Source organism: Labrys sp. ALF-8 (assembly GCF_059699065.1).
In genome coordinates this window covers 1,457,991-1,480,301 of record NZ_AP048538.1, presented here as the reverse complement: position 1 = coordinate 1,480,301, position 22,311 = coordinate 1,457,991, and the positions used below count along the sequence as shown (strand labels likewise).

Genomic DNA, 22,311 nt, shown 5'->3' with positions numbered 1-22,311 from the left:
ATGCCGAGGCCTTAATCGCGCATATCGTAAGGGGAGATGTCCTGGTCGACGAGTGTCTCGGTGATCTTCACCTCAACAGCGAGACCCACCTTATAGGCCGGGCTTCCCTCCGTGACTTCGAGCCAACGCACTTCGGCCACCGGCTGACCTTCCTTCGGCTCTGCACGGTTGCCGCGGGTGCTAATGAAGGCGTTTTTCATTCCGGAGATTTCGCCAGCCTCTCTTGCCAGCAGACGCAATAGCTCGTGATCTTCGAACTTAACGGTGGCCGTGCGGGTATGAACTTCGTGAATTTTCGGGGGTGCCATTCGATCCTCCATTGGGAAAACCCTCGGCCCGAAGGCCGAGAGTGTCGCAAATCAACTGTCAGTTGAAATTTAGGTCAAATGTCGTCGTAGTCGTCGGCCGGAGCAGACTTCTTCGACGTGCTCGGGCTGTCCATGTCGTCAGCTTCGCCGGGCCCTTCGTCATCGAACGCCGAATCGGCATCAATCTGGCCGGCACCGAAGCGCTCGCCGTGGCCCATGAACTGCACGGCCTCTAGGCTGGCGCTGATGCGGTCTGGATATTCGCCCTTGCCGTCGTAAGCGTAGACTCGGATGATCACGTTGGCATAGCAACCGCTGTAGATCTTGCCGTCCCGCTCTTTGAGGCGGGGGAAAACCATCTTGCCGGTCTTAGGGTCACGAACCTTGGTTCGATCACAGATTTGAACGGGGTTGTCGACAGGTTTGCCATTCTCGTCGATCTCGACCGGACGATTGGCCGAAATGTACATCTGCCCCTTCGACCCGCTATAGACCTCGACGATTTCGCCGTCGTCGTCCACAAGATCGCCGTCACGCATGCACTTCTTGTCGGGCTGAAACTGCTTCTTCTGACCGGGCCACTTTGCGTCGCGAACCTCGATCATTGCCTTTTTCACAAGGTCGATCTGGGCCGCATCGGTCTTTTTATCCAACAAGACGTTGGTCGAAAAATTCCACCCGATGACTTTCTTGTCGTCGTTGCGCCGCGGCTCGCCGCGGAAAACCTTGCAGTACGACAGCCGCACATTCTTCAGCTTAACTTCCACATTCGTCCGTTTGACTTCGTCAGCCATAATCCGTCCCTCGTGTCCTAGATGTCCATGTCATCCACCATGTCGTCGAACTTCTCGTCGACCGTCTTCAACGGCTTCCGAGCATCCTCGATGGGCACCAGGGTCGGCTTCGCCTGACCGTGTTCGACAAGTGCCCGAGGAAGGGGATACCCCTTCCCGAGTATCTTCTCACCCTGCGAGGGTGAAATCAACTTTCTGTTGAAAATCTTCTCGGCGTCAATGCGCTGCTCAAGCCATGCCTCGGCCGTCGCGTCGTCGCGCCACTTGCGCGGCGGGTGCCGTCCTTCGACAACCTTGTGGCCCGGGGTAGGGCGGTTCGCCAGCGCATCGGCGATCGTGTCGGCGTGGAGCTTCTCCAACCAACGCTCGATCGACTTGCGCACGCGCACGATATGGCCGCGCCGCTCCGGCGTCAGGCTGCTGATCGCGGGCGGCTTCCACTCGACGCCTAGATCGACGCAGTCGTCGACATCGTCGAACTTCATGTCGATCTGGTCCGCCATCCACTGATGATGGGTAGGACAACCGCCGTGCCTGTTCGGGACGTTGGCGGCGTCACACCATGAACACTGCTTTTCCCCGGGGGTCAGCGGCGCGTTGGGATCGAGGGTGAGAGCGGCTCGCTCGCGCACGTATTCGCCGAATTTCTTGAGCTCGTCGAGCGTCACACGCCAATAGCCGCCGCCAGCACTGTTGCGGGGCTGGTCGATGATAATGAGGAAGTCAGTCGCGTCGGTGATGTGTCGGGCGAATTGCTTCCAGAACGCTAAGGCGTAGATCATCTGTTGGGTGTTTTTGACGGCCTCGACAGCAACACCCATACCGTATTTCAGGTCGGACAGTACGATCAGCTTCTTGCCGACGATCCCCGCATCGATCGTGCCGAACTGGCGATTGCCGTCGGGGTCCAAGCCGGTCCACGGGGTCGTGTCCACTTGCTCCTCGACGTAGAGCGCCCCTTCGTATTCCAGGATCTCGTCGATGCCCGGTTGCAGGTGCTCGCACATCGCTTCGTCGACCACGATCTCGAAGCCGTCCTCGATGTGCTTGGTGCCGATGAAGTCGTAGGGGTCGAGGCCGAAGCGGAGGCAGTTCTCGCGTATCGTGTGTGCGACCGTCCCTTCGGCCGAATAGAACTGGTTCTTCTGCTTGGGATAATTGGCGGTGAAGTTGACCGAGCCGGAACAGTTCAGCCATCTGCCGGAATCTGACGGACCGAGGCGAGCGTGTCCGGTCATGGGAGGGAGGGTTTCGGCGGGATCAAGCAACCTTCGGCCTTCCGCTGCTCAAACCAACGGTGCAACTGGTCGATCTGTTCTCGCTCCTCGATGTCGGAGATTTTTGCGGCACCGATACTCTTAAAGAAATCCACGAGATGTTCGACGCGACGACGCTGTTCCGGATCGTCGTTTGGAAACTCGGTCAACCACAGCTTGAGTGGTTCTTTTAGTTCTGCAGCAGTCTTCTTCGGCTCATCCAACTTGGCGCGTACAAAACAATCCTTTGCCTCAAGCAGACGTCGCAATCCGGCCGATTTCTCCGGTCCGTCTGGAAGACTTTCGTCCATCTCATGAGCCAGATCACAAACACCTCGGCTCACGGAGCGCAACGGCTCGCGGAGATGCGTGTAATCGAAGTGCTTCATGATTGGGTCTTTGCTCATGGCAATATCCAGTTGATCTGAGGATCCAGCGGCGCCTTCGCGCGTCGCACTCGGCCGGCACGTTCCATCCTGGTCAACGCGGCCCGCATCCATTTGGTGTCGACGTCGTAGCCGTGGTGAAGGTCACGCACACAGCTTGCGATGACCCAAGTCCGCATTGGTCGCCCGCGTCCGAACCGTCTGACGACATCGAGGATCACCTCCTCGGAGCATGGGTATCGGACGCGGGCCACTGCTTACGACTCGAGGCTTGCCAGGACGCGCTTGCCGGCTTCGGTGATGACGGCGTGGCCGTATCGGGTGATCCGGTCGCCCTTGCGGATCTCGCCTTCGATCTCGACGAGGCCATAAAGGCGAAGCTCGCCGAGGGCCTTCTTGCCGAGACTTCCTGAGGTGTCGTTGCCCTCGGCAATGGCCTTCAGGCGAGCAGTTTCGGTCGCGTTCATACGCATTGGTAGTCTCCTGGTTACGGGGCATTCCGGGGAGCCGTCGACACCGGTAAACGAACCTGTCTCCCTAGCCGTGCACGGCGTTAGAACGGAAAACCCGCCGACTACGACGGCTCGCCGGAATGCCTCCCCGCCGAAGCAGGGAGGGAAGGGTTCAACTGAAGAAGTAAAAGCCGAGCGCAACCACGGCGATGATGCCGACGCCGATCAGGACGTAAGTGACGGTCGACTTGTTCTTGGAATTGTCGTTGTCGCGGTAGCTCATGGTCATTCTCCTGTTTGAGGGCATTCCGGTGAGCCGTCGCCTTGGGAGGGAACGCCACGGTCCCGACACCGCAGAGACATCTCCTGTGCGACGGCTCGCCGGAATGCCTCCCAGCCGAAGCAGGGAGGCGACACCGATCAGATGTCGTCGTCTTCGCCGGTGGAGGCTTCCTCGGGCGACCACTCGGGCTCGACACGACCCTCGGCGACACGCTTCTCGATCCATGCGGCGACGCGATCGATGTTGGCCTGGTCGGTGATGCCGCTGATGGACTTCTCGCCGATCTTCTCGAGGGCCTTCTGAAGAGCGGCGCCGCGACGCTTGGTCTCCGGATCGTCCTTCGGGAACTCGCCGAGCCATGCGCCGACCTTCGGCTTCACGGTGGCGACGGTGTTGCCGGAAGCCTCGGTCTCGGCGGCCTTGTCTTCCTTCGGCTTGCGCGTGCGGGTCGCCGGCTTGTCGCTATCGCCGGCATCCGCACCCTTCGCGGCAGCGGCGGCATTGGCCTTGGAGACAAGCTGCTCGAGCAGGGTGTTGTTCTTCTCGAGAAGATCGGAATTGCGGTTGATGGCGTCTTCGAGCGACATGGAAATATCCTGTTGCGGGGCGTGAAAAGGGCGGCGGGAGCGCCGCGACGCCCCTTTCAAACCACACGTTGTTGGAGAAGTCAACTGTCAGTTGATTTCTTTTACGATGACAGGTAGGTTGGCCTCACATTATGAGGAGCCTCCCCTTGAACACCCAGACCGTGAAGACCCCTGTCGAAGCCTCGAAGCGCCGGAACGGGCGGCGCCGGCATATGCGTGGTGAACTACACGAGATCCTGAGTCGCGGCCTGCCGGACATGTGCGACCGGACCGTCACTCCTCCGGTTTGCAATATCCACACGCTCGCCGAGGCGCTCGGGGTCACCTATCAGAACATCTACAAGATCCTGTCGCTGGACGGTAACCAGAAGATCACACCGCAGCGCGCCGAACAGATCATCGATCTCTCGAAGACTCAGAAGAGTGGCGGCAAGGGCTTCAAGCCTCTGACGATCGCGGACTTGTGGCCGTTCGTCGGCTGAATCGCACGTCTTCGCCGGTCCATTTCTAGTCTTTGTCGGAGCGCTTGACCGTGCTGGTAGCGAACTCGTCTCTTTTCGGGGGCATCTGATGTCCCATGATACCCTCGATATCCGCCTCGCGACCGTCCAACGAAACGACCGCGGCAAAGCCAAGAACGTAACCTGGACCTGGTCGCGCCTGATCGAGCGTCTCAGCAAAGTGGAGGTCGATCACGACCACACGGTCGAGCAATACAAGGCCGCATCGCCGGATCGAAGGTCAAAGCTGAAGGACGTCGGGGCATTCGTTGGCGGGCCGGTCAAGGAGGGTATCCGCAAGCGCGACAACATGCTCGAGCGCACGCTGGTGACCCTCGACATCGACGACGCCAATCCTGGGCAGATCGAAGACCTGGAATTCGGGCTTGGCGGGCTCGCCAGCTACGAATGGTTCGCATACACCACGCGCTCGCACACGCCTGAAAAGCCGAAATACCGCATCGTCCTGCCGCTGACACGCCGCCTGACCGCCGAAGAATACGGGCCAGTGTCGCGCATTCTGGGCTCGAAGGTTTTCGGGACCGTCAGCGAGGCCATGGATGCCGTCGACGACGTGTCCTTCCGCGTTGCGCAGATCATGTATTGGCCCTCGCGTAACAGCGACGGGGAGTTCAAGACGATTCGCAACGAAGGTGCGCTCGTCAATCCCGACAAGATCCTTCGTGATTTCGGCAACTGGCAGGATTGGACGCAGCTTCCGTACTCTGAAAAGCGGGGTATGAAGCGTCCGTCGGTCAAGAAGGCCGAGCATCCACACCAAAAACGCGGCATCGTCGGAGCATTCTGCCGGGCCTACACCGTTCCAGAGGCCATAAAGACCTTCCTGCCGGACGTCTACGAGCTCGGCGACGATCATTCCGCCAAGCCTCGCTATACCTATAAGAAGGGCTCCGGGGCCAACGGTGCGGTCGTCGAAGACGGCGGCCTCTTCCTTTACTCCAACCACGGCACCGACCCCTGCAGCGAACGCCTGGTCAACGCCTTCGACCTGGTACGCATCCATAAGTTCGGCGATCTCGATCGCGAGGCCGGCTTTAGCGAAGATGACGGTCAACCGAAGGCCGCGCCGTCCTTCAAGGCGATGTCGGAGGAGTACAGTCACGAGTCGCGCGTGGCGGGCGAGCTCGTCAAAGACCAATTCGACGCCGACGCCATGTTCGACGATTACGACGACATGGAAGATCGGCCGAAGTCGGCGCCGTCAGTGTTCGACGAGTTCGAGCTAGAGGAAGACGATATCCTCGCCGATCCGGGGCCCCAGAAATCAACCGACTGGATGACCAAGCTCGAGCGCGAAAAGGACGGCTCGGTCAAACCGACGGTCACCAACATCGCTCTCATCATCCAGAACGACCGGCGCCTGGAAGGCTGCATAGAGTGGAACGCCTTCGCCGAAGAAGTCGTCACCCGACACCCGATCAAATCGAAAGACAAGCTCCTCCCGCGGATGCCGATCACCGACCATGTGAATGGTGACCTCTGGATCGATCGCCACGACAACTGTGTCCGCGCGCTGATCGAAGCAGAGGCGGGGAAGGGGAAGAAGGGTTACGGGCTGAAGGTCTCTGATCGCGATATGCGCGCCGGTGTTGACCTTGCAGCCGCCAAACTTGCGTTCCACCCGGTTCGCGATTACCTCGACGGCGTCAAATGGGACGGCCGGTCCCGGGTCGAGCACCTCTTCATCGAATATCTCGGTGCCGAGGATGTCGCCTATACCCGGGCCATCGGGCGGCTCATGATGATTGGTGCCGTCACCCGCGTATTCGAGCCGGGGCACAAGTTCGACTTCGTTGCCATTCTGGAAGGCCTGCAGGGCAAGCGAAAGTCTACCTTCATCGAAACCCTGGCTCGCCACTGGTTCGTGGAAATCAAAGGCGACCTCCATGACCGTAAGGCCCTTGTCGAACAGATGCAGGGTGCCTGGATCATGGAGATTCCAGAACTCTCAGGCTTCAGCAAGGCTGAGGTCCAGGAAATCAAGGCGTTCATCTCTGCCCGGAAGGACAAGGTGCGCCTGTCCTATGATCGGCGGGCAAAGGAATTCAAGCGCCAGTGCATCTTCATCGGCTCGACCAACGACAACGAGTATTTGCGTGACCAAACGGGTGGCCGGCGCTTCTGGCCGGTCGTTTGCGAGCAAGGTGAGATCGACATCGCCAAGCTGGAACGCAATGTCGACCAGCTATGGGCCGAGGCCGTCCATATGTACCGTGAGATGCGGGCAAAGCAACCCAAGGGCACCTTGCCGCTCTACCTCGACGACGAAGTCGCCAAATCGCAGGCAGAGGTGATGCAGGAAAGCCGCCGCATGACCACGACCGAGGATGCCTATGTCGGCAAGTTCGAAGACTGGCTCGACACTCCGATGGACGACCCTGCATCGAACGGTATGGACGACGACACGGGTACGCCGCAGAAGTTCTGGCGTACCGAGACCTGCGCTCTTGAGCTTTGGTGCGAGGTTCTGGGCGGCAGCGTGGCGACCTACAACAGCGTAGCAGCAAGAACGATCAATCAGTCGCTTCGTATGATGCACGGTTGGGAACAAAAGACTTCCCGCAAATTTGGCGGCTACGGCAACCAGCGGATCTATCGACGGCGAGGTTCGTGGCAACATCCAATCGAACCGATCCCCGGTCCCGAAAGCGACATTTGAATGTGCCCCAACCCCCGGATCACCTCCGGGGGTTTTCATTTGGAGAGCCTTGTCGGTCCGAAACTACAGAAAACTACAAAGTCACCTCACTTTGTAGTCGGTTTTGTAGTCGTGCAAGCCGTTGATTTCGCGTGCGTATTTCGAAAAACTACAGAAAACTACAAAACTACAGCGTTTTCCCCACACGGCTGCGTCCAGAGTGCCTGCATTGAACGTTTCGTATCCGTAACTATCGCCTCGGACTCTTTCTACGACGCCGTTATATGGAATTGTAGTTCTTGTAGTATCTGTAGATCCTCAACGAAATCAACGGCTTGCACGACTACAAAGTCTGCCACGGCTTGTAGGTTCTGTAGTTTCGGCCTGATTTCACCTCCAAAATCGCAAAATCTGCATATGGTTCGCTCTGAAAGTGGCTCAGCGGTCAACTAGCAGTTGAATTCACATTCAAAAAATGTGGAATAGTCTGCCGACCCCCGGCTCAGCGCCTCCCCCCGGCCGAACCATATGCGCGGAAGTACCTTGAGCGAACCATATGCATTGACATTGTGAGCGAACCATATGCAAATCATCAATCAACCAACGCTTGTTCAATCCACTAACAAGGCATGTACATTATGAGTGAACCAGGCATTGAGCTCTATGAGGGTAGGCCATGCAATGATTGTGGATGCACTCGCCGCTATCGATCATGCCGCTTGTGCGTCCAATGCGTTGCAGTGAGGAACGCGCGCAAGGCTACACACAATCGGGATACAGCGAGGCTACGGGCCAAGGCTTGGCGCGAGGCTAACAAGGCTCATACTGCAGCCTACAGGCAGGCACGGCGCCATGCCGTCCAGGACAGGCAGAGGGAAAGCGATCGTGTTGCCTACTGGCGCAAGCGAGGCATGGAACGGCCGCACGTGCCGGCCCTGCTAGAGGCCTTGGTATGGCCCATGCTCGAGCGCGCATTGCTCGAGGCCGCTAACCAATGAAACGATTTATCTTCCGATCATACTCAACTGATAGTTGACTAATCACTTTGGATTATGCTTTGCTTGTCGTGCAACGAATCCATGGCAAGAGCCGATAACCCGAAGGAGAAACGGCATGGATGCAACAGAGAAGCTCAAGACAATTGAGGAAGATGTGAAGGAAGAGCTTGACCTGCTAGACACGCTGGCAAGGCGTGCCGATCGGTATGGCGATAATGCCGCCTACCAGGATATGCGGGACTCGCTCTATCGAGACATCGGACGCAAGGTTGCAAACATCTTGAGGCACGATTCCGAATAAATCTTTGTCTCATTATTCAACTATCAGTTGACTAATCCTCAGACTCCCTCTAGTGTCAAGTCACTGACCTAGAGGGAGTTTTTTCATGTTTGAGACGAAAAAAGTCGGCGGCATTCGCTTCATTCGTATCGGCAGCTACGTGTTCACTTTCTGCAAGCGCCGCAACAACCTTTCCCGCCTTGTCGTCGAGGGTGCCACGGCTCGTGTTTCCCGTTGCGGCAAGTTCTAGGCTTGTCTGAAAAATCAACCGTACAGAAGGAAGTCAACCAATGACGCGTTTCAACAGGCCTGCAGCCGTCATGCTCGCCGCTTCGATAGCCTCCGCTTTCACCATGGGCGGATTGATTGGCGCCGCGCTGGCAGAGGTAACGGCAATCGAGCCGGCCGGCTCATCCTACAGCCTCATAGTCTCGCGCGAGGGACAGGATTACCGCGAAGACTTCAACCTTACCCTGGACGATTGCAGGCAGGCGGTTGACGTCGCCATGGGCGGCGACTTGCCCATGAATGACGGCGCGCGTTGCGAGGCGGAGTAGGGGACATGGCAAGTCGGAAAAACGTTTGGCGCCGTCGCGGCAATTTGGAATTTCGTCGCGCGACGTGGCGCCTCCACGATGGCACGCCATGGGGTGACGTGCTTTGGATTCGAACGGGCGAAGTGAATGGCGTCCGACGCGTCGCATATGTCCTGGACAGGAAGGAAGGCAAGGGCGCCGAGCTCGGCCTTTCCATCTACCACAAACCAAACTCGCGTCGGGATGCCGTCGCGTGCGGCAAAGCCGCGTTTCAGCACCTCAAATCCAAGTGACGCCATACCCTGCCAGTGCGAGCCGCTGGCAGCAATGACGACATTCAACCTAGAGGAGACGCCGCTATGGTGAAACCGACAATCTACGCCGTCATATGGTGCGATTTCATTCCGCTATCACTTCCGTGCGTCAGCGCGGATGAGGCGATTGAAAAGGCCAAGGCCATGAATCTGAAAAGCAAAAGCAACGGCGTCGCCTTGCGGCATCTGCGCGCCGTTCGGCTCGATGCGGCTGACGTGTTGCACACTCTTTGGGAGGCATGATCATGACCGATCCGCGCCGCACGATTGTAACCTACAGCGGCAATTCCCATAGCCCGCGCGCACGCAAATGGTATCGCGTCGCTGAGGCATGCGAGTTTGACGGCACGCTGTACATGCATCGGGACTATGTGCAAACCGCCGTCGAGCACATACCAGGAGTCAATGGCGCGTCGCCACACAACAGGCTTGAGGTAACGAAGCAGGCCAAGGCTTATGCGGCAGCGAGCGGCTTTCCGTTCGTCGGGATTTACGTTGGCGTGCACGGCTACCCGATGAGGAAGGCCTAGCCATGAATGCCTATCTCAAGGCCTACAACACGCACCGCGCGGCCGCTGAATCGGCCTATGAGGCTTTCGTGCATCATTGCGAGGATAAGGCGCCAATCCGCGTACCTGGCATGGATACCGTCATCCGTCTCGCATGGCGCATCGAGTGCGGCCGAACGGTCGAGGAAGCGGCAGCGCGGGAATATATCTACCGCTGGAATCTGGCGCTGCGGAGTCCGGTTTTCGGGGTGCCGCACACAATCGGCATGTAGCGATTTTCCTGCTTACTTATTCAACTGAAAGTTGACTAATCCATGGATTCAGCCTAGTCTCACGGCATAGGCAATCAAGGAGTCACGCCGTGCTAACCTTCTTTATCGTCAAGTCGCAATTCCACAAGCTCAAGGCGACCATGACTGTCGACCTAGACGACTTGCGAGCGCCCAAAGTGTCGCTCGTTCTCGCGTATGACCGGCGAATTGTCGTCATGGAAGATTTGAGGGCGGCAGACGCCTATTCCATCCGCTCGCCGCAAGAGGCCGAAAAGTATCTGTCCCGACAAGTTCAGGTCACGGCAGACGGTACCATGGGTTTCGTTGAGGCAATGGAGCGGCGCTACAGGCTCGAAAGCCTCGCCGCTTAATTACAAAATCAACCAATAGTGGAATATAAGACAATGTCCGATATCTATGAACTTCACCGCAAGGCGTTTGATCGGGTTTCCGCATTCGTTGTCATGAAGGGCGGCGAACGTGTCGCGACTATCGCGCTCAAGTTTCCAGCAGACGGCGCCGGCCGACTCTACGCCTATGTGCATCTGATCGGCGGCGAAATGCAGCGCGCTCACGTGAGCGGCTACGGCTATGACAAGCGAAGCGCTGCCGTTGCTCGCGCTATCCGGATGCTGCCGCGTTATGGTCTCGCTGCCTGCGAACCGAACGATTCCCCATATGCCCGCGCCTATGAGGAAAACCGCGCTGCCATGCTTGGCGCCGTCGGCGACATGGATTCCGGCTCATGGGATAGAGCGCTGGAAAAGGCAGGCTTCACTATCTTGCAGGCGGTTTAAACCGCGCCGTTCGTTTGTCCAAATAATCAACCGATAGTGGATTTTAGATCATGAGTACTCTTGAAGCCATGGCAGCGCCGTCACCTCTACCTGGAAAATCGGCAGAATGGCATTTCTTCCGTTCCTATGTCGGGACCGCGCTTTGGTCCAGCATAGATGATGACGGTAATCCCCTGGACGATGGCCGCGACGAGTCTGACGTTGCGTCCGACACTCTCGACGCAATGCGCGCCGATTGCGCCGCATTCTATGACGCCAATTCAGAGCACATCCATTGCGATGGCGCGCCGTTGTCCAGTGACATGGAAGGCTCGATTGCCGCGCGCGAGGCGGCAATGGCTGGCCATGATTTTTGGCTCACCCGTTGCGGCCATGGTGCGGGCTTCTGGGACGGCGATTGGCCGGAACCGGCCGCAACCACTCTCGACAATGCGAGCAAGGCTTTCGGCAACGTCGACCTGTATTTGGGCGATGACGGGCAGATTTGGAGCTAAGGCAATGGCGCATTTCATCCTCAACGCCAGCGACGATAGAGGCGGATTCGGCAAGCGCAAATGCGATGCCACGGAAGCGGCTCTAGTCGGCCGTCTCGATAGCGCGGGCAAGCTTTGGAAGCCCGACTATCATTCCGTCATGCTCGCGCTGCCTCACCGCTGGCGCAAGGCGTTTGAGCGGAGCGGCGGCAATTTCTGGTTTGACAAGTACTGCCCCGAAAAGTGCGTGCCGTACCTTTCGTTGAGCGACAGGCGCGGCCGATACATCACGACAATTTATGCATTCTTTGCGGAGTGAACGACAATGCTTATCGAAAAGAACATATACGGCGCTTGGGTTATTTCCGACATGGTTGACGGCGCTCTGTTCACGCGCCGTTACTATGGAGTGACAAAGCGTGAGGCGATTGCCGAATTCAAGCGCGAGCTAAAGCAGCGGCAACCCTGGAAGTGACGGCATGCGAGCGGCGCCACATTGTGCGCCGTTGTCGTGCTTTCATTTTGGAGTATCAAAGATGTATGAATCCGGGACAAAGCTATATTTTGTACCTATTCGGTATTGGGAAGATAAACCTATCGAAACCGGACATGTAGCGGAACATTCCACGTTCCATGGTCAATGGCTTCCTAGTTGGAGTCCGGAACATGTCTACGCTTACCATGATGATTATTGCCACAATGTGTATATTCAGCGTGCCAGAACATGTTTGACATTGCAGGCGGCGATTGAATTGAAAGCCAAACTTGCGGCAGAGTACAAAGCGCAAGAAAAGGCAGAATTTGATTCATGGTGGAATGCCGCCAAACAAAGGTTTTTCACAAAATGACGTTCGCACGCCTAAACACCACGGCCGGAATTCCCCTCCGCTACGCAAACCGTCACGGACTCATCAGCGGCGCCACGGGAACAGGTAAAACCGTGACGCTCATGAAGCTTGCGGAGGAATTCAGCAAAGCCGGAGTTCCTGTATTCCTAGCTGACGTCAAGGGGGACATTGCCGCTCTATCGCGTTCCTGTCCGGCCGAATTGCTCGATTTGTTCGGCCGCAATGGGCGGCAGATTTGCTTGCCGTTGCATGCCATGGGGGCCGATCTAGTGGCGCGGGCATTGGAATTGACGGACGCACAAAGCGGAGTCGTGGAAGCGGCTTTTGGGCTTTGGGCCCATGGCGTTGCGCCGCTCGATAGTCCGGCCGATTTCCGGGCCATGCTCCAATACATGCTTGCCCGCAAAGCGGAACTAGCCGGCAGTTATGGGCAAGTGACGGCCGCGTCAACCGGAGTCGTCGTGCGGGCATTGAACCGCCTGGAGCGACAAGCCGGGCCGCACTTCTTTCAAGGTGCCGCTTTCGACGTGGCAGACCTATTGCAGGAACGGGACGGCAAGGGAGTCCTATCGATCATTGCCGCCGATCAATTGATACAGGCGCCGCGCCTCTATGGGGCGTTCCTGCTTTACGTGCTCAATGATCTATATGCCCGCCTGCCTGAAGTCGGCGACCTGGAGCGACCGCGCCTTGTCCTGTTCTTCGATGAGGCGCATTTGCTCTTCCAGGATTGCCCGCCGTCCCTGTTGCGGAAGATAGAGCAAACCGTGAGGCTCATCCGCTCCAAGGGGGTAGGCGTCTATTTCGCGTCGCAGAGTGCCGCCGATATCCCGCGCGTGATTGCGGCCCAATTGGCCCATACAATCGAGCACGATCGATCAATGCCAGTTGGGACGGCGCGCGTATCCACCATGGATCAAAGCGGCCGGCCGTATGATGCCGGGCTGCAGCGCATAGACAAGCCGGATTGCCCATTGGGCGCGCTATCGAGACAGGAACGGCCGCGCGTTGAGCCTGTCCAGCCCGTGAGCGCGCCGCGCGTCTCGAGTCCGGCTTACAAGCTAGGGAAGCTAGTAGCGTTCGGGCTGGCAACAGGGTGGATAGCCTCAACGGCCGCACTAGGCTGGCAATTCGTGCAACCAGGTGCACCTATCAGTATTCCCCTGTTGTTCGCATGGGGGGCGTTGACGGCAGCGCTTGCGAAGTCAGATAGGCTATTCAACTGAATATTGACTTTTGTCGTTAAGCCCGCCCATTGTGGCGGGCTTTTTGCGTTCTAGGGGAGGGGTAACAGATGAGGAAGGGAATTCTGGCGGCATTGGCAATGTGCACCTTGTCGACCATTCCAGCCCGGGCCGCTGCCGACTCCTTTGTTGCCGTCGTTACAATCTTGACGACGGAGGGTAACGTAACGCGTAACGAGCTCACCTCAACCGCCAAAGGCGTCAGCCTGACAGAGTGCGAATTGCGGCGCGAAGCATGGCTAAAGGAGTTTGGCGCGCGCTTCGATGCAAGTGTTGCCAGCATGGCGAAAGACGGAAAGTATCCAGCCTATCGCGTCACCTGTGAACCGAAACAATAGTTTCCCGTTCCAGCATTGATCCAAAGCCCGCGTTGCGCGCGGGCTTTTCTTTTGAACATATTACACATACAAAATATGTATTACGTAACGTAATCACATGAAAACCCGTGAATAGGGCTGGACGATCGAGCCGGCCGGCCCGACCAGGCGCAGACCGATCGGTCTCGACTACCACGCCGCACCCGACCCGCCAGAGGGGGCCGTCGCTTTGGAGCTCCAAAATGATCCGCGGCACTTTTCCGTTTTCGATTGGAATCCGAAACGCGGGCCCGTCGCTTTGGCGCGTGGAAATGATCCGCGGCATTTTTCCAGTTGGAATCCATTTCTGGCTTGACTAATCAACTAACAGTTGATTTTATAATATGGATCCCAGATACAAGGATTCCAGAAATGGACAACAGGTTCAACTCGAGCCGCTACGACGACGAGTACAACGACGAAGAGGCTCGGCACGATCGCACCTACAACCTCGGTTGGCGCAAGGGTTTCAATTGGGGCCTGGTAACGGCCGTCGCCCTCGACTTCCTGCTCTGGACGCCGATCGTGCACTACGGGTGGCCGGTCATTCGGAGCATGATCGGATGACCACCAAGGGTATCGTGCCGAAGGTCGGCGATCATGTGCTGACCCTCGGTCCCAACGGCCACAAGCCGCGCAAGGTCGCTTGGGTGGGTGACGCCGGCTTCAAGGTCTTCATCGACATCGGCGGCACAGAGGTGGAGGGCATGTCGCTCCTGCCGTTCTGGCGCATCACGTCGATCGTCAAGCCGGAACAGGTGTCATGAGCCGCGCAGTCGTCAAGAAGGCCATTTTCATCAATGACGCAGCTTGCACGCAAGCGTTAGCGGCCCCGAACGTCGTGTGGTCGGTATTCGTTTATCCCGACGGCTACGGCAAGCTGATGTTCAACCGGCAGTTCGTTGGCGGGCGCGAAGCGCTGTATCGGGTTAACGTCAGACCTCGCGCTCAGTTTTCCAGGAATGACCGACTTCGCCCCTCAGTTTTGGAGGCAATGCCGACTTCGGTGGCCGCGGAATCCGGCTCCTCAGTTTCTCAGGAAAGGTCGGCTTCGCCCATTCCCTTGGATTGGAGGATGTGATGGATCCGTTCTTGACCCTCGTCGCACTTTTCATAGTCGCGGCGGTAATTGGCGTCTGCGTAGAGCTCCGCATGTGGAACTACGAGAAACGCTTGCATGAACGGGCCAGGCGCCGCCGCGTCGAGGAGATGTGCAGACACCTCGACAGCAAGCGGAGGGGGCGATGAGCACCGATCCGGACGAACGCCTCGCGCGCTGTGACGAATGCCGATTTTGGGTTCGGGAGCAGGAGACGCGGCACGGTAAATGCCGACGCTTTCCACAGTGGGTCCACACCGAATTTAGGGATTGGTGCGGTGAGTTCCGTCCGCCTGCGCCGTCGCCTGAAGAAATCAAAAAACTCTATCAAGAATTGGGGATGCGCTGATGCTGAAATTCATCACGAGCCGCCGCTTCAGCTACGTCGACGGTGCCGTAACGACTCTGGCGACCATTTCCTTCTACGACGGCCAATGGGCGCGAGGTTTCCTCATCCTGCTCTTTGGCACGGTCATGTCGTCGCTGCTCGAGACGATCGCCGCTAGCCGGAAATAGTCCCGCTCATTTTTGCAGGACATGCCGGCTTCGTCGGCCATTCCACAGCTACAATCTGGAGAATTAACATGCGTACGATCATCACGCATCCTGAGATGGGCATCTTCCTCGGTTGCGCGCTCGGCCTCGGCTTCTGGAGCAAGCTCGACACGGTCGGCCAAAGCATGGCGTGCACCTTCAAGGACACCAGGGATGCCGCGGAGTTCATTGCCGCATGGGACGGCGGCAGCGACCCGGCAAACTACATCTTCGTCGAAGGTGAGTTCAGCCAGTACGCCACGGTCCCGCAACTGATGGCGGCCGGTCTCACTCCCATGCTCGGCGAGATGGAGGCTCATTACCTGCGCGACCTCGCCTTCGAGGGCCATCGCGAGGCGGTTGGTCAGCAATTCCTCAACTGAAACAGAAAGGACACCCCAATGTCGACGATCGATCTGAGTAAAGCCAAGACCGGCGATAGGTTCAAGACACGCGACGGACGCATCGCGGTGTATCTTTCCTACGATCCGGACGTATCACCGTATTCGCACCACTTGACAGTTAACGGCCTGACCATGACCTACACATTTACGGGCTACTTCTGGGGGCGCAATGTTAAACATGATGCCGACCTCGTAGAGGCCTTAGCGCCCGCCGCTTCCGACGGTCCGACGATCAAGAAACTCAAAATTCGGCTGCTCGAACTCGAGGTCGAACTGACACAAGCCAAGCTCGACGAGGTGCGCAAACGGCGCGCAACCGACGTAAATTTATTGGTCATGCAAGGCATTGGCACCGTATCCGGCGACAAGCTGACCTTGGACAAGCTGAAAGCCCGGCTCGAAAGCTACGATTCTACGAAGCGCGCAGCCGACCTCGTGCGTCGATCATTGAATGCCTCATACGGCAAGTTCGCCTGTAGCGGCGAGCTCCCTGTACTTCCGAGCATCACCGAAGAGTCATTCAAGATCCCGCACGGCTGGCACCTCTCGCAGCTTCGGCAGCGTCATTATCGACCAACCTACGCGAGCGCGCGTGTCCCGGTCGAAAGCCCCGATGGATCTTGGGTCGCAGCCTTTCGTCGGTGCTCCGACGGCGTCAGAGTGAAGGGTAGGGGGCACAGTGTGGCCCAGGCGCTCGCTCATGCCCGCAGCAAGGTCGTGATGCTTCGTTCAAAGCGTCCATCGAGCGATCCCGACGCCGACAACGAATTCGTAGATTAATATTCAACTAACAGTTGACTAATCCATAGATTCGCGATACCAAATGCTCACGGGCGGCGGAAACAAGTGTCCCTTCAGACGCCGCCCGATCTTAAAATCAACCAACGATGGAATATCAACAGGAGACCCCGCCATGTTTCGCCGAGTTTTTCTTGCGGTGCCGGCCGTACTGATCGCCGCAACGCTTTCGACCACAGCATTCGCCGGCAGTAGCCGCGGGCACGGAGGCAGCACGCCGAACCCCGGTTCCAGCGCCAGCGCGTCGGCAACCGCCAAGGCCAATGCATCAGCTTCCTCGAGCTCGACTAGTTCCAACCGCAACGTGAATCGCGCAGCCGCTTCGATCGGCGGCGCCGGACTCGCGGCGGCCGACGGCACCTGCCAGGGATCGTTCTATCTCAATGCCGTTGGCGGCATCGCCGGACTTGGTTTCGGCAAGACCTACGACGTGACGTTCTGCAAGAAGATCCAGCAGGCCGAGGCCATGCGCCGCTTCGGCTACAACTCGGTCGCCCTACGCATCCTGTTGCAGGATCCAGACATCGCCAAGGCCTGGAACGCCACCTACGAGGCCAATCAGCGCAACCGCTGAGCTTTGAGTGCCGCTCTGTCAGAGGGGGCGGCATCGGTAAGTTCAGATTTGCGAGGATCTCGTATGACCGTTGACAGAGCCACAGGCTTTTATTGGGTTTCAGAAAAGGGCGAAGAGCAACCTGTCGTCGCGTTTTTCGAGCCCGATCTGGGATGGGGAATTTGGGGAAGGTACGAGGAAACCCCGGATACTGAGGTGACGGTTCTTTCCGGCCGGCTCGAACTCTCCGCGCCGGTGGCAGAGGTGGAGCTGCGCGCGGAGGTGGAACAACTGCGGGCACAGGTATCGGCTCTGGAAAGTCTGCGCCCTCATTGGGCTCAAGGCTACACCAGCGACAGCATAGCGGCACAAACCACGACAGCCGCACTCGCGCATTTATGGGGATTGCTTGGCGCCAAAGATCAAACTGAGGCATCTGCTAAACTCCGCGCCGCCCTCGCCGCCGATAGGGAGGGGGAGTGATGGATTGGCCCTCTTTCATGCTTGGCGTTTCAGCCGGTGCGATTGTCACGTTCTTTTTATGCGGAGCCATTGCTGGGAGATTTTGGTGAACAATATGAACGTTTCCCCGGAACTAAAAAGCTGCCCATTCTGCCTCAAACTGGTAGACCGCGCCGCCCTCGCCGCCGCCGATAGGGAGGGACAATGAGGTCGGCATTAACAGACCGTCAGCGGAAGCACCGAAAGGCCACCAGCGAGGCTATGAAGCGCATGACATATCGTTGTCCGCAGTGCGGACGTGGACAGAATAAAAACCCTACCGACGTATCAGGCGCGGGCGATCTTGTGTGGTCATGCCGATACTGCGGTCACGAATGGACGTCGAACAATCGGAGCACAAAGCCATGACGCCATCCCCCCGTGCCCGCGAGTTGGTGGACGATTACGGCCAAGCGATGCTCACCCTCGGACGAGAAGAGGTGACGCTAGCCCGTGACATCGAGAAAACTCAAAAAACACATGGTAATCTTTGCCGCTACATCGCCACCCTCGAAGCCTCCGCCACCGCCCCCAAGGGCGAAGCAACCGTTGAGGCAATTGCGGCTTGGCTTCATAGCGAAGTCGAATGGCCCGATCCAGATTTTCCGCAACACTCTTGGCCAGAGCACGAAGACGACACAGGCCAGCGCGGCGACGGTTGGCTTAAGATCGTGCCGAAGGATACGCGCGAGCAGTTTCGCGACATAGCAAGGCGGCTCGTTACATTCTTCGCCGCCCCCAAGGGCGAGGCTGTGGCGTGGTGCCAACCAACGGATTGCGGCAAGCCGACACCTCGCCAATTTATCGTCAGATATGCGGACCAAGATGTACCCGACGCCGTGTTCGATGATGAGGCCGAGGCTTACGATCATTGGGAGCGGGCCAATACCGCGTGGACTTGCTGGCTGTTTGGAGCGATGCCGCTTCGCACCGCCCCACCATCCCCCAAGGCCGAGCCGAAACCGAGCGCGGTGGAGGCGGTAGAAAAACTGGTTCATGAGGTGGTGGAGAGCGCGTATCTGGATGGCCGCAAACGAACGGGTATCACAAGCGAGAAGACCCGTGGACTGATGCGCGCCGTACTTGCCGCCGCCCTCGAAGCACACCGGCAGGACATCTCGCCGCCAGCAGAAGCCGCCGAGTTGGCGAAGGAAGACCAACTCTTAGTCATCAATCGCTACCTGTCGTCTACCGCTGACACCACGACACTTGAGCGCCTCCATGACGGTGGGTTTGAAATCTCGCGCCGCTCCCGCGCCGCACTCTCAGGAGCCACCCATGACCGCTGAGACCGAGAAGGCGAAGCTGCCGGGACCGACGCCATTTATCGCCATGCAGGGGATGGGCGTAGTGCGATCCGTTGTCGCCGATGCTGACGGAGCTACAATCTTCAGCAGCACATTGTTGGGCTTGCAGACGATGGAAGCCTTCGTCGCTTGGATCAACGAATCCGCCATCGCCCAAGCCCTATCCGCCCCGCCAGCCGCGCCGGAGACAGATAATCGCGACGAGAACGGCCTTGCACCGACATGGCGATTGGACCTGGCTAAGCGGAATGTGAGCGCCAAGATCTACGCCGCACAGCAAGGACCGCTGGAAGTTTCGTTGGGTTGGCTTAAAGGCCTCGCGAGTTTTCTGGACAGCCTGTCCCAGCCAGCCGCCAGCGTGGGAGAGGTCGAGAAGGCCGCGAACAACCTGTGCGCTTGGGCGGACGACTTCAAAACACAAGTGGCGATGTCACTGCCATTCGCAACCGACTTCGATAATACGGAAGCTCTGAACAGAGCGGCACGGGCGATAGATCTAATCCCCGAGGTAACTGTAGCGATTGAAGGCGTCGAAGCTGCCATCCGCGCCCGCTCCGGAAAGGCCACGACATGACGGAGCGCATAATCATGGCTGCGTGGAAGGAAGGCGACGCTATCTACGTCGTCGAGCGGCCCGGTAGACATCACCATATCGCGCATAACCTCCGTGCTGCCGGCCGGTTGGCTCCAGGGCATCCGCTGCCGCCCACGAGCGGCTTCATCACGAGCGAGGGCCGCTACGTCGATCGGGAAGAGGGGTGCCACATTGCCCGTGCAGCGGGACAGATCGTCCAGAAGCACGGGCCCGAACGCGAACTCTTTTCGGAGGACATGTGGTAATTTGGGTCATTCGACCAAATCGAACCGTCCCTCTTCCAAGGCGTCAATGAAAGCCTCTCGCGCTTTCTCCGAACTACCTTTGCCACCGAGCACGTCTCGGCAGATCTCGGTGGCTTTAATGTGTGCTTGGCCTTCAAGGTACGGCCATTTGTGCTCGAGGAAATAGAGCGCTTCCTCGGTACTGGCTATGTGCCGGACAAATCCTGGCCCGGCTATGAATTTCACTGTGTGAGCGAAGGGTTTGACGTTCATGACTCACCTCCGCGGACTCAACCACGGCGACCGGCCGCCTGTTCCGGACTCACTCGTCCAGACCGGGGGTGGCCAGGATCTCGTAGTTCACCCATCGCTCGGCGAATTGCTTGTTTGGCGGCACGAACGCATGGCTCTGTTTGATATTGCAGGTCGTGCATTTCATCCGCTTAGCGATGGCATAGATGGGCCGCATATCACCCTTGCCGCCGTGTGACGAGATTTTCGCCATGGGCACCAGCGTGCGTCGATGGCAGCGAGTGCAGACCACGCCGAGGTCTGTGCCATAGCAGTGAAGGGTGTGGACGTTATCGTTCGGCCCGGTCATGTTCTTATTTTGTTCTGGTCATCTGGTCGGGTATTCGTAGCGGATGGTGGTTAGGCGGCGAAAACGCGACGCGCCTCAAAACAACGGATGATGGCTGTCATCCATAAATGCACCCTCTGTCGGAAAGTCTTGGCTTCCGCCCTCGTAGCCAGCAGCAACTTTCCGCGAATGACGTCAAAAGAGTAGCCTCGACCGGCTCGATGAATATCATCAATCACGCGGTTCACGCTTTCGATATAGCCAGTTGTGTATGGATGCTCGAAGTAAGCCAAGACAGTAGGCATCCAAAAAGGCGTGATGCCGCAACAGCGCTTGAAAATATCCTTGATCGACGCCGGGAGCGTCTTGACCCAATGGCGGTAATACGCATCGGCCTCATGTGGCAGATGGCATACCTCATAAAGTTCGAAATAGCGCTCCTTTGCCCAATACGCTTCCGACAGCACCGGATGGCGAAGAGCCAACTGACGCATCCGATCTCTCGCCTGATCGTTCATCTTGGAAGATCGCATATTGAACAGCCGCTTGGAGTTGCGGAGTTCGTTGCGAGCAGTGCCATCTAGCGACGCCGCATAAGCCGATCTGACCTTGTCCATCGCATAGTTGGCGCGGCGTACAACATGAAAATGATCCGTCACATGTACGGCGCCTGGTAGATAGCGGCGCTGCAAATGGCGATAGGCCGAATACATGTCGGTACAGAAAACCTCCACTCTTTCCCGGTCTTCCAACTTTTCAAGGAACGAGTGCAGAGACCAATCGCGATCCGGCAGAACATCCAGGAGGGTTCTGGCCTCAACATCGCCGAGGACAGCCCGATACTGCCGCAAAATGGTCTTTTCATCGAGGCCAAGCACACGAGGTGTGGCTCTCAGGCGTCCCTTAAGATTCTCGGCAATGTACTCGCCGACAACGGAGCGAGCTGTGCCCTCGCTGACATAGCAGGCCCTGGCAACCTGAGAATTTGTTTCCCGGAGGCAGCGCTTCGCAATGTACTCGAAACAGCGATTGGTCATATGACGGTCAGGCCTAAAATGCTCAAAAACCTCGGAAATTCCAGCCTTACCGCAAGCCTTGCACTTGGCTCTATGAACCTTCATGCGGATGAGAACCGCCCTGCCACCGTGCGGAGTGTCATTAATAAGTCGACGAGTAGCACGAGTGCCGTCTCGGCGCAGATCTACGAATAGACAACAGGGAGGAAAGGTCGGGTCTACTGTCTCTGCTTCGATCTCAATTGTCTGTGGCGTGTCAGTTATTGCGGTCGTCCTGATCCCCGCAATTCCGAGAAAGTCTAGCCTGTCTGTCACGTCTTTTGATCTCCCGGTCGATAGCCGACCGGATGAAATCAAGTCGCACTTCGGAACCTTCAATAAGTGAATCAATCTTTGCCGTTGTCCCTTCGGCCAACGGGAGCTGAATGCGCTCTGTCCATTGTTTCTTGCGTCCCATACGCCGGGTTTTGCCGTGTATATGATTTAGAGTCAATGTCGCACCTTTTCGTGTATATGGTATTGACTTATTATCATATACACGTTATACCGTCAATCAGATACACGATACGGAGGCCCATTAGATGGCGCGCATGACCCGGTACGAACATGCAAGAGGAACCGCGGATTATGCGAAGAGCATCGGGCATAAGGAGGCGTACGACCTCGCTCTCCAAGCCCTGTGGGACTTTGACTTCGCCATGTGCGCGGACAAGCGCGGCGAGCGGAGCCGAGCATGGACTAAGCGCTCCGCCGGTAATCGTGCGCTCAAGAAGGCCCGCGAGCTGTTGGAGCTTAGCCGCGTCAACGGACCGACCTAGGGGCGCGTGCCTACGCGCCACCATCCGTTA

At 57.8% G+C, this 22,311-nt stretch carries 39 protein-coding genes; 30 read left to right on the top strand and 9 right to left on the bottom strand.

Going from position 1 to position 22,311, the window contains the following annotated elements; genetic code table 11:
• Window positions 1-11 precede the first annotated feature (11 nt).
• The 6 genes from AC6H34_RS27090 to AC6H34_RS27065 form a co-directional block, all read right to left on the bottom strand.
• Window positions 12-308, bottom strand: a complete 297-nt coding sequence (locus AC6H34_RS27090) for a hypothetical protein (protein ID WP_497540895.1) — start codon at window positions 306-308, stop codon at window positions 12-14.
• A 74-nt stretch (window positions 309-382) separates the two neighbouring features.
• Window positions 383-1,102 carry an ssDNA-binding protein gene (locus AC6H34_RS27085; RefSeq protein ID WP_497540894.1) on the bottom strand — a complete coding sequence of 240 codons (720 nt, stop codon included), beginning with the start codon at window positions 1,100-1,102 and terminating at the stop codon, window positions 383-385.
• Window positions 1,103-1,119: 17 nt separating this feature from the next.
• A complete protein-coding gene (locus tag AC6H34_RS27080; protein ID WP_497540893.1) occupies window positions 1,120-2,370 on the bottom strand; it encodes a DUF2800 domain-containing protein in 1,251 nt (416 codons plus the stop codon).
• Window positions 2,337-2,765, bottom strand: coding sequence for a hypothetical protein (locus AC6H34_RS27075; RefSeq protein WP_497540892.1), 429 nt, complete (start codon window positions 2,763-2,765; stop codon window positions 2,337-2,339). The genes AC6H34_RS27080 and AC6H34_RS27075 overlap by 34 nt, the downstream gene beginning before the upstream one ends.
• Window positions 2,766-3,001: 236 nt before the next feature.
• Window positions 3,002-3,217, bottom strand: coding sequence for a hypothetical protein (locus AC6H34_RS27070; protein WP_497540891.1), 216 nt, complete (start codon window positions 3,215-3,217; stop codon window positions 3,002-3,004).
• A 399-nt stretch (window positions 3,218-3,616) separates the two neighbouring features.
• Window positions 3,617-4,066, bottom strand: coding sequence for a hypothetical protein (locus AC6H34_RS27065; RefSeq protein WP_497540890.1), 450 nt, complete (start codon window positions 4,064-4,066; stop codon window positions 3,617-3,619).
• 146 nt (window positions 4,067-4,212) lie between these two features.
• Here AC6H34_RS27065 and AC6H34_RS27060 point away from each other — a divergent pair, with 146 nt between their 5' ends.
• The 29 genes from AC6H34_RS27060 (at window position 4,213) to AC6H34_RS26920 (ending at window position 19,888) form a co-directional block, all read left to right on the top strand.
• Window positions 4,213-4,548 carry a hypothetical protein gene (locus AC6H34_RS27060; RefSeq protein WP_497540889.1) on the top strand — a complete coding sequence of 112 codons (336 nt, stop codon included), beginning with the start codon at window positions 4,213-4,215 and terminating at the stop codon, window positions 4,546-4,548.
• Window positions 4,549-4,636: 88 nt separating this feature from the next.
• A complete protein-coding gene (locus AC6H34_RS27055; protein WP_497540888.1) occupies window positions 4,637-7,246 on the top strand; it encodes a virulence-associated E family protein in 2,610 nt (869 codons plus the stop codon).
• Window positions 7,247-8,338: 1,092 nt separating this feature from the next.
• A complete protein-coding gene (locus AC6H34_RS27050; protein WP_497540887.1) occupies window positions 8,339-8,524 on the top strand; it encodes a hypothetical protein in 186 nt (61 codons plus the stop codon).
• Window positions 8,525-8,609: 85 nt separating this feature from the next.
• Window positions 8,610-8,753: a hypothetical protein gene (locus AC6H34_RS27045; protein WP_497540886.1), complete on the top strand. Its 144-nt coding sequence runs from the start codon at window positions 8,610-8,612 to the stop codon at window positions 8,751-8,753.
• 40 nt (window positions 8,754-8,793) lie between these two features.
• Complete coding sequence (locus tag AC6H34_RS27040; RefSeq protein WP_497540885.1) at window positions 8,794-9,060, top strand: hypothetical protein; 267 nt, start codon at window positions 8,794-8,796, stop codon at window positions 9,058-9,060.
• A gap of 5 nt (window positions 9,061-9,065) precedes the next feature.
• On the top strand, window positions 9,066-9,332 hold the full coding sequence (locus AC6H34_RS27035; protein ID WP_497540884.1) for a hypothetical protein: 267 nt from the start codon (window positions 9,066-9,068) through the stop codon (window positions 9,330-9,332).
• Window positions 9,333-9,398: 66 nt separating this feature from the next.
• Window positions 9,399-9,596 carry a hypothetical protein gene (locus AC6H34_RS27030; RefSeq protein ID WP_497540883.1) on the top strand — a complete coding sequence of 66 codons (198 nt, stop codon included), beginning with the start codon at window positions 9,399-9,401 and terminating at the stop codon, window positions 9,594-9,596.
• Window positions 9,597-9,598: 2 nt separating this feature from the next.
• On the top strand, window positions 9,599-9,883 hold the full coding sequence (locus AC6H34_RS27025; protein WP_497540882.1) for a hypothetical protein: 285 nt from the start codon (window positions 9,599-9,601) through the stop codon (window positions 9,881-9,883).
• Window positions 9,884-9,885: 2 nt separating this feature from the next.
• A complete protein-coding gene (locus tag AC6H34_RS27020; protein WP_497540881.1) occupies window positions 9,886-10,134 on the top strand; it encodes a hypothetical protein in 249 nt (82 codons plus the stop codon).
• Window positions 10,135-10,223: 89 nt separating this feature from the next.
• On the top strand, window positions 10,224-10,505 hold the full coding sequence (locus tag AC6H34_RS27015) for a hypothetical protein (RefSeq protein WP_497540880.1): 282 nt from the start codon (window positions 10,224-10,226) through the stop codon (window positions 10,503-10,505).
• A gap of 33 nt (window positions 10,506-10,538) precedes the next feature.
• Window positions 10,539-10,931 (top strand): hypothetical protein, encoded by a 393-nt coding sequence (locus AC6H34_RS27010; protein ID WP_497540879.1) that lies wholly within the window; start codon window positions 10,539-10,541, stop codon window positions 10,929-10,931.
• A 50-nt stretch (window positions 10,932-10,981) separates the two neighbouring features.
• Window positions 10,982-11,425, top strand: a complete 444-nt coding sequence (locus AC6H34_RS27005; protein ID WP_497540878.1) for a hypothetical protein — start codon at window positions 10,982-10,984, stop codon at window positions 11,423-11,425.
• 4 nt (window positions 11,426-11,429) lie between these two features.
• A complete protein-coding gene (locus AC6H34_RS27000) occupies window positions 11,430-11,723 on the top strand; it encodes a hypothetical protein (RefSeq protein WP_497540877.1) in 294 nt (97 codons plus the stop codon).
• Between the two features lie 6 nt (window positions 11,724-11,729).
• Window positions 11,730-11,879, top strand: a complete 150-nt coding sequence (locus AC6H34_RS26995) for a hypothetical protein (protein ID WP_497540876.1) — start codon at window positions 11,730-11,732, stop codon at window positions 11,877-11,879.
• Between the two features lie 61 nt (window positions 11,880-11,940).
• Window positions 11,941-12,252, top strand: a complete 312-nt coding sequence (locus AC6H34_RS26990) for a hypothetical protein (protein ID WP_497540875.1) — start codon at window positions 11,941-11,943, stop codon at window positions 12,250-12,252.
• On the top strand, window positions 12,249-13,478 hold the full coding sequence (locus AC6H34_RS26985; RefSeq protein WP_497540874.1) for a helicase HerA-like domain-containing protein: 1,230 nt from the start codon (window positions 12,249-12,251) through the stop codon (window positions 13,476-13,478). The genes AC6H34_RS26990 and AC6H34_RS26985 overlap by 4 nt, the downstream gene beginning before the upstream one ends.
• Before the next feature lie 68 nt (window positions 13,479-13,546).
• On the top strand, window positions 13,547-13,834 hold the full coding sequence (locus AC6H34_RS26980) for a hypothetical protein (protein ID WP_497540873.1): 288 nt from the start codon (window positions 13,547-13,549) through the stop codon (window positions 13,832-13,834).
• Between the two features lie 390 nt (window positions 13,835-14,224).
• A complete protein-coding gene (locus AC6H34_RS26975) occupies window positions 14,225-14,419 on the top strand; it encodes a hypothetical protein (RefSeq protein ID WP_497540872.1) in 195 nt (64 codons plus the stop codon).
• Entirely contained in the window at window positions 14,416-14,619 is a 204-nt protein-coding gene (locus AC6H34_RS26970) for a hypothetical protein (RefSeq protein WP_497540871.1), read from the top strand. Before AC6H34_RS26975 ends, AC6H34_RS26970 begins: the two co-directional genes overlap by 4 nt.
• Entirely contained in the window at window positions 14,616-14,933 is a 318-nt protein-coding gene (locus tag AC6H34_RS26965; RefSeq protein WP_497540870.1) for a hypothetical protein, read from the top strand. Before AC6H34_RS26970 ends, AC6H34_RS26965 begins: the two co-directional genes overlap by 4 nt.
• 163 nt (window positions 14,934-15,096) lie before the next feature.
• Window positions 15,097-15,300, top strand: coding sequence for a hypothetical protein (locus AC6H34_RS26960; protein WP_497540869.1), 204 nt, complete (start codon window positions 15,097-15,099; stop codon window positions 15,298-15,300).
• Window positions 15,300-15,467: a hypothetical protein gene (locus AC6H34_RS26955; protein WP_497540868.1), complete on the top strand. Its 168-nt coding sequence runs from the start codon at window positions 15,300-15,302 to the stop codon at window positions 15,465-15,467. The genes AC6H34_RS26960 and AC6H34_RS26955 overlap by 1 nt, the downstream gene beginning before the upstream one ends.
• 68 nt (window positions 15,468-15,535) lie before the next feature.
• Window positions 15,536-15,868: a hypothetical protein gene (locus AC6H34_RS26950; protein ID WP_497540867.1), complete on the top strand. Its 333-nt coding sequence runs from the start codon at window positions 15,536-15,538 to the stop codon at window positions 15,866-15,868.
• A gap of 18 nt (window positions 15,869-15,886) precedes the next feature.
• A complete protein-coding gene (locus AC6H34_RS26945) occupies window positions 15,887-16,669 on the top strand; it encodes a hypothetical protein (protein ID WP_497540866.1) in 783 nt (260 codons plus the stop codon).
• Window positions 16,670-16,802: 133 nt separating this feature from the next.
• Complete coding sequence (locus tag AC6H34_RS26940) at window positions 16,803-17,261, top strand: hypothetical protein (protein WP_497540865.1); 459 nt, start codon at window positions 16,803-16,805, stop codon at window positions 17,259-17,261.
• Window positions 17,262-17,324: 63 nt separating this feature from the next.
• Window positions 17,325-17,723, top strand: a complete 399-nt coding sequence (locus AC6H34_RS26935) for a hypothetical protein (RefSeq protein ID WP_497540864.1) — start codon at window positions 17,325-17,327, stop codon at window positions 17,721-17,723.
• Window positions 17,724-18,076: 353 nt separating this feature from the next.
• Window positions 18,077-19,030: a hypothetical protein gene (locus AC6H34_RS26930; protein WP_497540863.1), complete on the top strand. Its 954-nt coding sequence runs from the start codon at window positions 18,077-18,079 to the stop codon at window positions 19,028-19,030.
• Window positions 19,020-19,622: a hypothetical protein gene (locus AC6H34_RS26925; protein ID WP_497540862.1), complete on the top strand. Its 603-nt coding sequence runs from the start codon at window positions 19,020-19,022 to the stop codon at window positions 19,620-19,622. Before AC6H34_RS26930 ends, AC6H34_RS26925 begins: the two co-directional genes overlap by 11 nt.
• Complete coding sequence (locus AC6H34_RS26920) at window positions 19,619-19,888, top strand: Y16D family protein (RefSeq protein ID WP_497540861.1); 270 nt, start codon at window positions 19,619-19,621, stop codon at window positions 19,886-19,888. Before AC6H34_RS26925 ends, AC6H34_RS26920 begins: the two co-directional genes overlap by 4 nt.
• A 6-nt stretch (window positions 19,889-19,894) precedes the next feature.
• Here the strand turns inward: AC6H34_RS26920 and AC6H34_RS26915 are convergent, their stop codons facing one another.
• Genes AC6H34_RS26915 through AC6H34_RS26905 form a run of 3 tightly spaced genes read right to left on the bottom strand, consistent with a single transcriptional unit; the run spans window position 19,895 to window position 21,778 of the window.
• Window positions 19,895-20,140 (bottom strand): DUF982 domain-containing protein, encoded by a 246-nt coding sequence (locus AC6H34_RS26915; RefSeq protein ID WP_497540860.1) that lies wholly within the window; start codon window positions 20,138-20,140, stop codon window positions 19,895-19,897.
• Between the two features lie 49 nt (window positions 20,141-20,189).
• Window positions 20,190-20,468, bottom strand: coding sequence for a hypothetical protein (locus tag AC6H34_RS26910; RefSeq protein WP_497540859.1), 279 nt, complete (start codon window positions 20,466-20,468; stop codon window positions 20,190-20,192).
• 50 nt (window positions 20,469-20,518) lie between these two features.
• Window positions 20,519-21,778, bottom strand: coding sequence for an ISL3 family transposase (locus AC6H34_RS26905; protein WP_497540858.1), 1,260 nt, complete (start codon window positions 21,776-21,778; stop codon window positions 20,519-20,521).
• A 266-nt stretch (window positions 21,779-22,044) separates the two neighbouring features.
• Here AC6H34_RS26905 and AC6H34_RS26900 point away from each other — a divergent pair, with 266 nt between their 5' ends.
• The gene (locus AC6H34_RS26900; RefSeq protein WP_497540857.1) at window positions 22,045-22,281 is read left to right on the top strand and encodes a hypothetical protein; all 237 of its coding nucleotides are present in this window, start codon (window positions 22,045-22,047) and stop codon (window positions 22,279-22,281) included.
• Window positions 22,282-22,311 lie beyond the last annotated feature (30 nt).

Coding starts and splice junctions, on each gene's coding strand:
- AC6H34_RS27050 (WP_497540887.1), top strand. CDS start 8,339: ATGGATGCAACAGAGAAGCTCAAGACAATTGAGGAAGATGTGAAGGAA.
- AC6H34_RS26970 (WP_497540871.1), top strand. CDS start 14,416: ATGACCACCAAGGGTATCGTGCCGAAGGTCGGCGATCATGTGCTGACC.
- AC6H34_RS27075 (WP_497540892.1), bottom strand. CDS start 2,765: ATGAGCAAAGACCCAATCATGAAGCACTTCGATTACACGCATCTCCGC.
- AC6H34_RS27085 (WP_497540894.1), bottom strand. CDS start 1,102: ATGGCTGACGAAGTCAAACGGACGAATGTGGAAGTTAAGCTGAAGAAT.
- AC6H34_RS27090 (WP_497540895.1), bottom strand. CDS start 308: ATGGCACCCCCGAAAATTCACGAAGTTCATACCCGCACGGCCACCGTT.
- AC6H34_RS26910 (WP_497540859.1), bottom strand. CDS start 20,468: ATGACCGGGCCGAACGATAACGTCCACACCCTTCACTGCTATGGCACA.
- AC6H34_RS27065 (WP_497540890.1), bottom strand. CDS start 4,066: ATGTCGCTCGAAGACGCCATCAACCGCAATTCCGATCTTCTCGAGAAG.
- AC6H34_RS27040 (WP_497540885.1), top strand. CDS start 8,794: ATGACGCGTTTCAACAGGCCTGCAGCCGTCATGCTCGCCGCTTCGATA.
- AC6H34_RS26945 (WP_497540866.1), top strand. CDS start 15,887: ATGTCGACGATCGATCTGAGTAAAGCCAAGACCGGCGATAGGTTCAAG.
- AC6H34_RS26960 (WP_497540869.1), top strand. CDS start 15,097: ATGAGCACCGATCCGGACGAACGCCTCGCGCGCTGTGACGAATGCCGA.
- AC6H34_RS26940 (WP_497540865.1), top strand. CDS start 16,803: ATGTTTCGCCGAGTTTTTCTTGCGGTGCCGGCCGTACTGATCGCCGCA.
- AC6H34_RS27070 (WP_497540891.1), bottom strand. CDS start 3,217: ATGCGTATGAACGCGACCGAAACTGCTCGCCTGAAGGCCATTGCCGAG.
- AC6H34_RS26995 (WP_497540876.1), top strand. CDS start 11,730: ATGCTTATCGAAAAGAACATATACGGCGCTTGGGTTATTTCCGACATG.
- AC6H34_RS27010 (WP_497540879.1), top strand. CDS start 10,539: ATGTCCGATATCTATGAACTTCACCGCAAGGCGTTTGATCGGGTTTCC.
- AC6H34_RS27025 (WP_497540882.1), top strand. CDS start 9,599: ATGACCGATCCGCGCCGCACGATTGTAACCTACAGCGGCAATTCCCAT.
- AC6H34_RS26985 (WP_497540874.1), top strand. CDS start 12,249: ATGACGTTCGCACGCCTAAACACCACGGCCGGAATTCCCCTCCGCTAC.
- AC6H34_RS26920 (WP_497540861.1), top strand. CDS start 19,619: ATGACGGAGCGCATAATCATGGCTGCGTGGAAGGAAGGCGACGCTATC.
- AC6H34_RS26990 (WP_497540875.1), top strand. CDS start 11,941: ATGTATGAATCCGGGACAAAGCTATATTTTGTACCTATTCGGTATTGG.
- AC6H34_RS26915 (WP_497540860.1), bottom strand. CDS start 20,140: ATGAACGTCAAACCCTTCGCTCACACAGTGAAATTCATAGCCGGGCCA.
- AC6H34_RS26975 (WP_497540872.1), top strand. CDS start 14,225: ATGGACAACAGGTTCAACTCGAGCCGCTACGACGACGAGTACAACGAC.
- AC6H34_RS26930 (WP_497540863.1), top strand. CDS start 18,077: ATGGACGTCGAACAATCGGAGCACAAAGCCATGACGCCATCCCCCCGT.
- AC6H34_RS26980 (WP_497540873.1), top strand. CDS start 13,547: ATGAGGAAGGGAATTCTGGCGGCATTGGCAATGTGCACCTTGTCGACC.
- AC6H34_RS26925 (WP_497540862.1), top strand. CDS start 19,020: ATGACCGCTGAGACCGAGAAGGCGAAGCTGCCGGGACCGACGCCATTT.
- AC6H34_RS27045 (WP_497540886.1), top strand. CDS start 8,610: ATGTTTGAGACGAAAAAAGTCGGCGGCATTCGCTTCATTCGTATCGGC.
- AC6H34_RS26955 (WP_497540868.1), top strand. CDS start 15,300: ATGCTGAAATTCATCACGAGCCGCCGCTTCAGCTACGTCGACGGTGCC.
- AC6H34_RS26965 (WP_497540870.1), top strand. CDS start 14,616: ATGAGCCGCGCAGTCGTCAAGAAGGCCATTTTCATCAATGACGCAGCT.
- AC6H34_RS27020 (WP_497540881.1), top strand. CDS start 9,886: ATGAATGCCTATCTCAAGGCCTACAACACGCACCGCGCGGCCGCTGAA.
- AC6H34_RS27000 (WP_497540877.1), top strand. CDS start 11,430: ATGGCGCATTTCATCCTCAACGCCAGCGACGATAGAGGCGGATTCGGC.
- AC6H34_RS26950 (WP_497540867.1), top strand. CDS start 15,536: ATGCGTACGATCATCACGCATCCTGAGATGGGCATCTTCCTCGGTTGC.
- AC6H34_RS26935 (WP_497540864.1), top strand. CDS start 17,325: ATGACCGTTGACAGAGCCACAGGCTTTTATTGGGTTTCAGAAAAGGGC.
- AC6H34_RS27030 (WP_497540883.1), top strand. CDS start 9,399: ATGGTGAAACCGACAATCTACGCCGTCATATGGTGCGATTTCATTCCG.
- AC6H34_RS27055 (WP_497540888.1), top strand. CDS start 4,637: ATGTCCCATGATACCCTCGATATCCGCCTCGCGACCGTCCAACGAAAC.
- AC6H34_RS27005 (WP_497540878.1), top strand. CDS start 10,982: ATGAGTACTCTTGAAGCCATGGCAGCGCCGTCACCTCTACCTGGAAAA.
- AC6H34_RS27035 (WP_497540884.1), top strand. CDS start 9,066: ATGGCAAGTCGGAAAAACGTTTGGCGCCGTCGCGGCAATTTGGAATTT.
- AC6H34_RS26900 (WP_497540857.1), top strand. CDS start 22,045: ATGGCGCGCATGACCCGGTACGAACATGCAAGAGGAACCGCGGATTAT.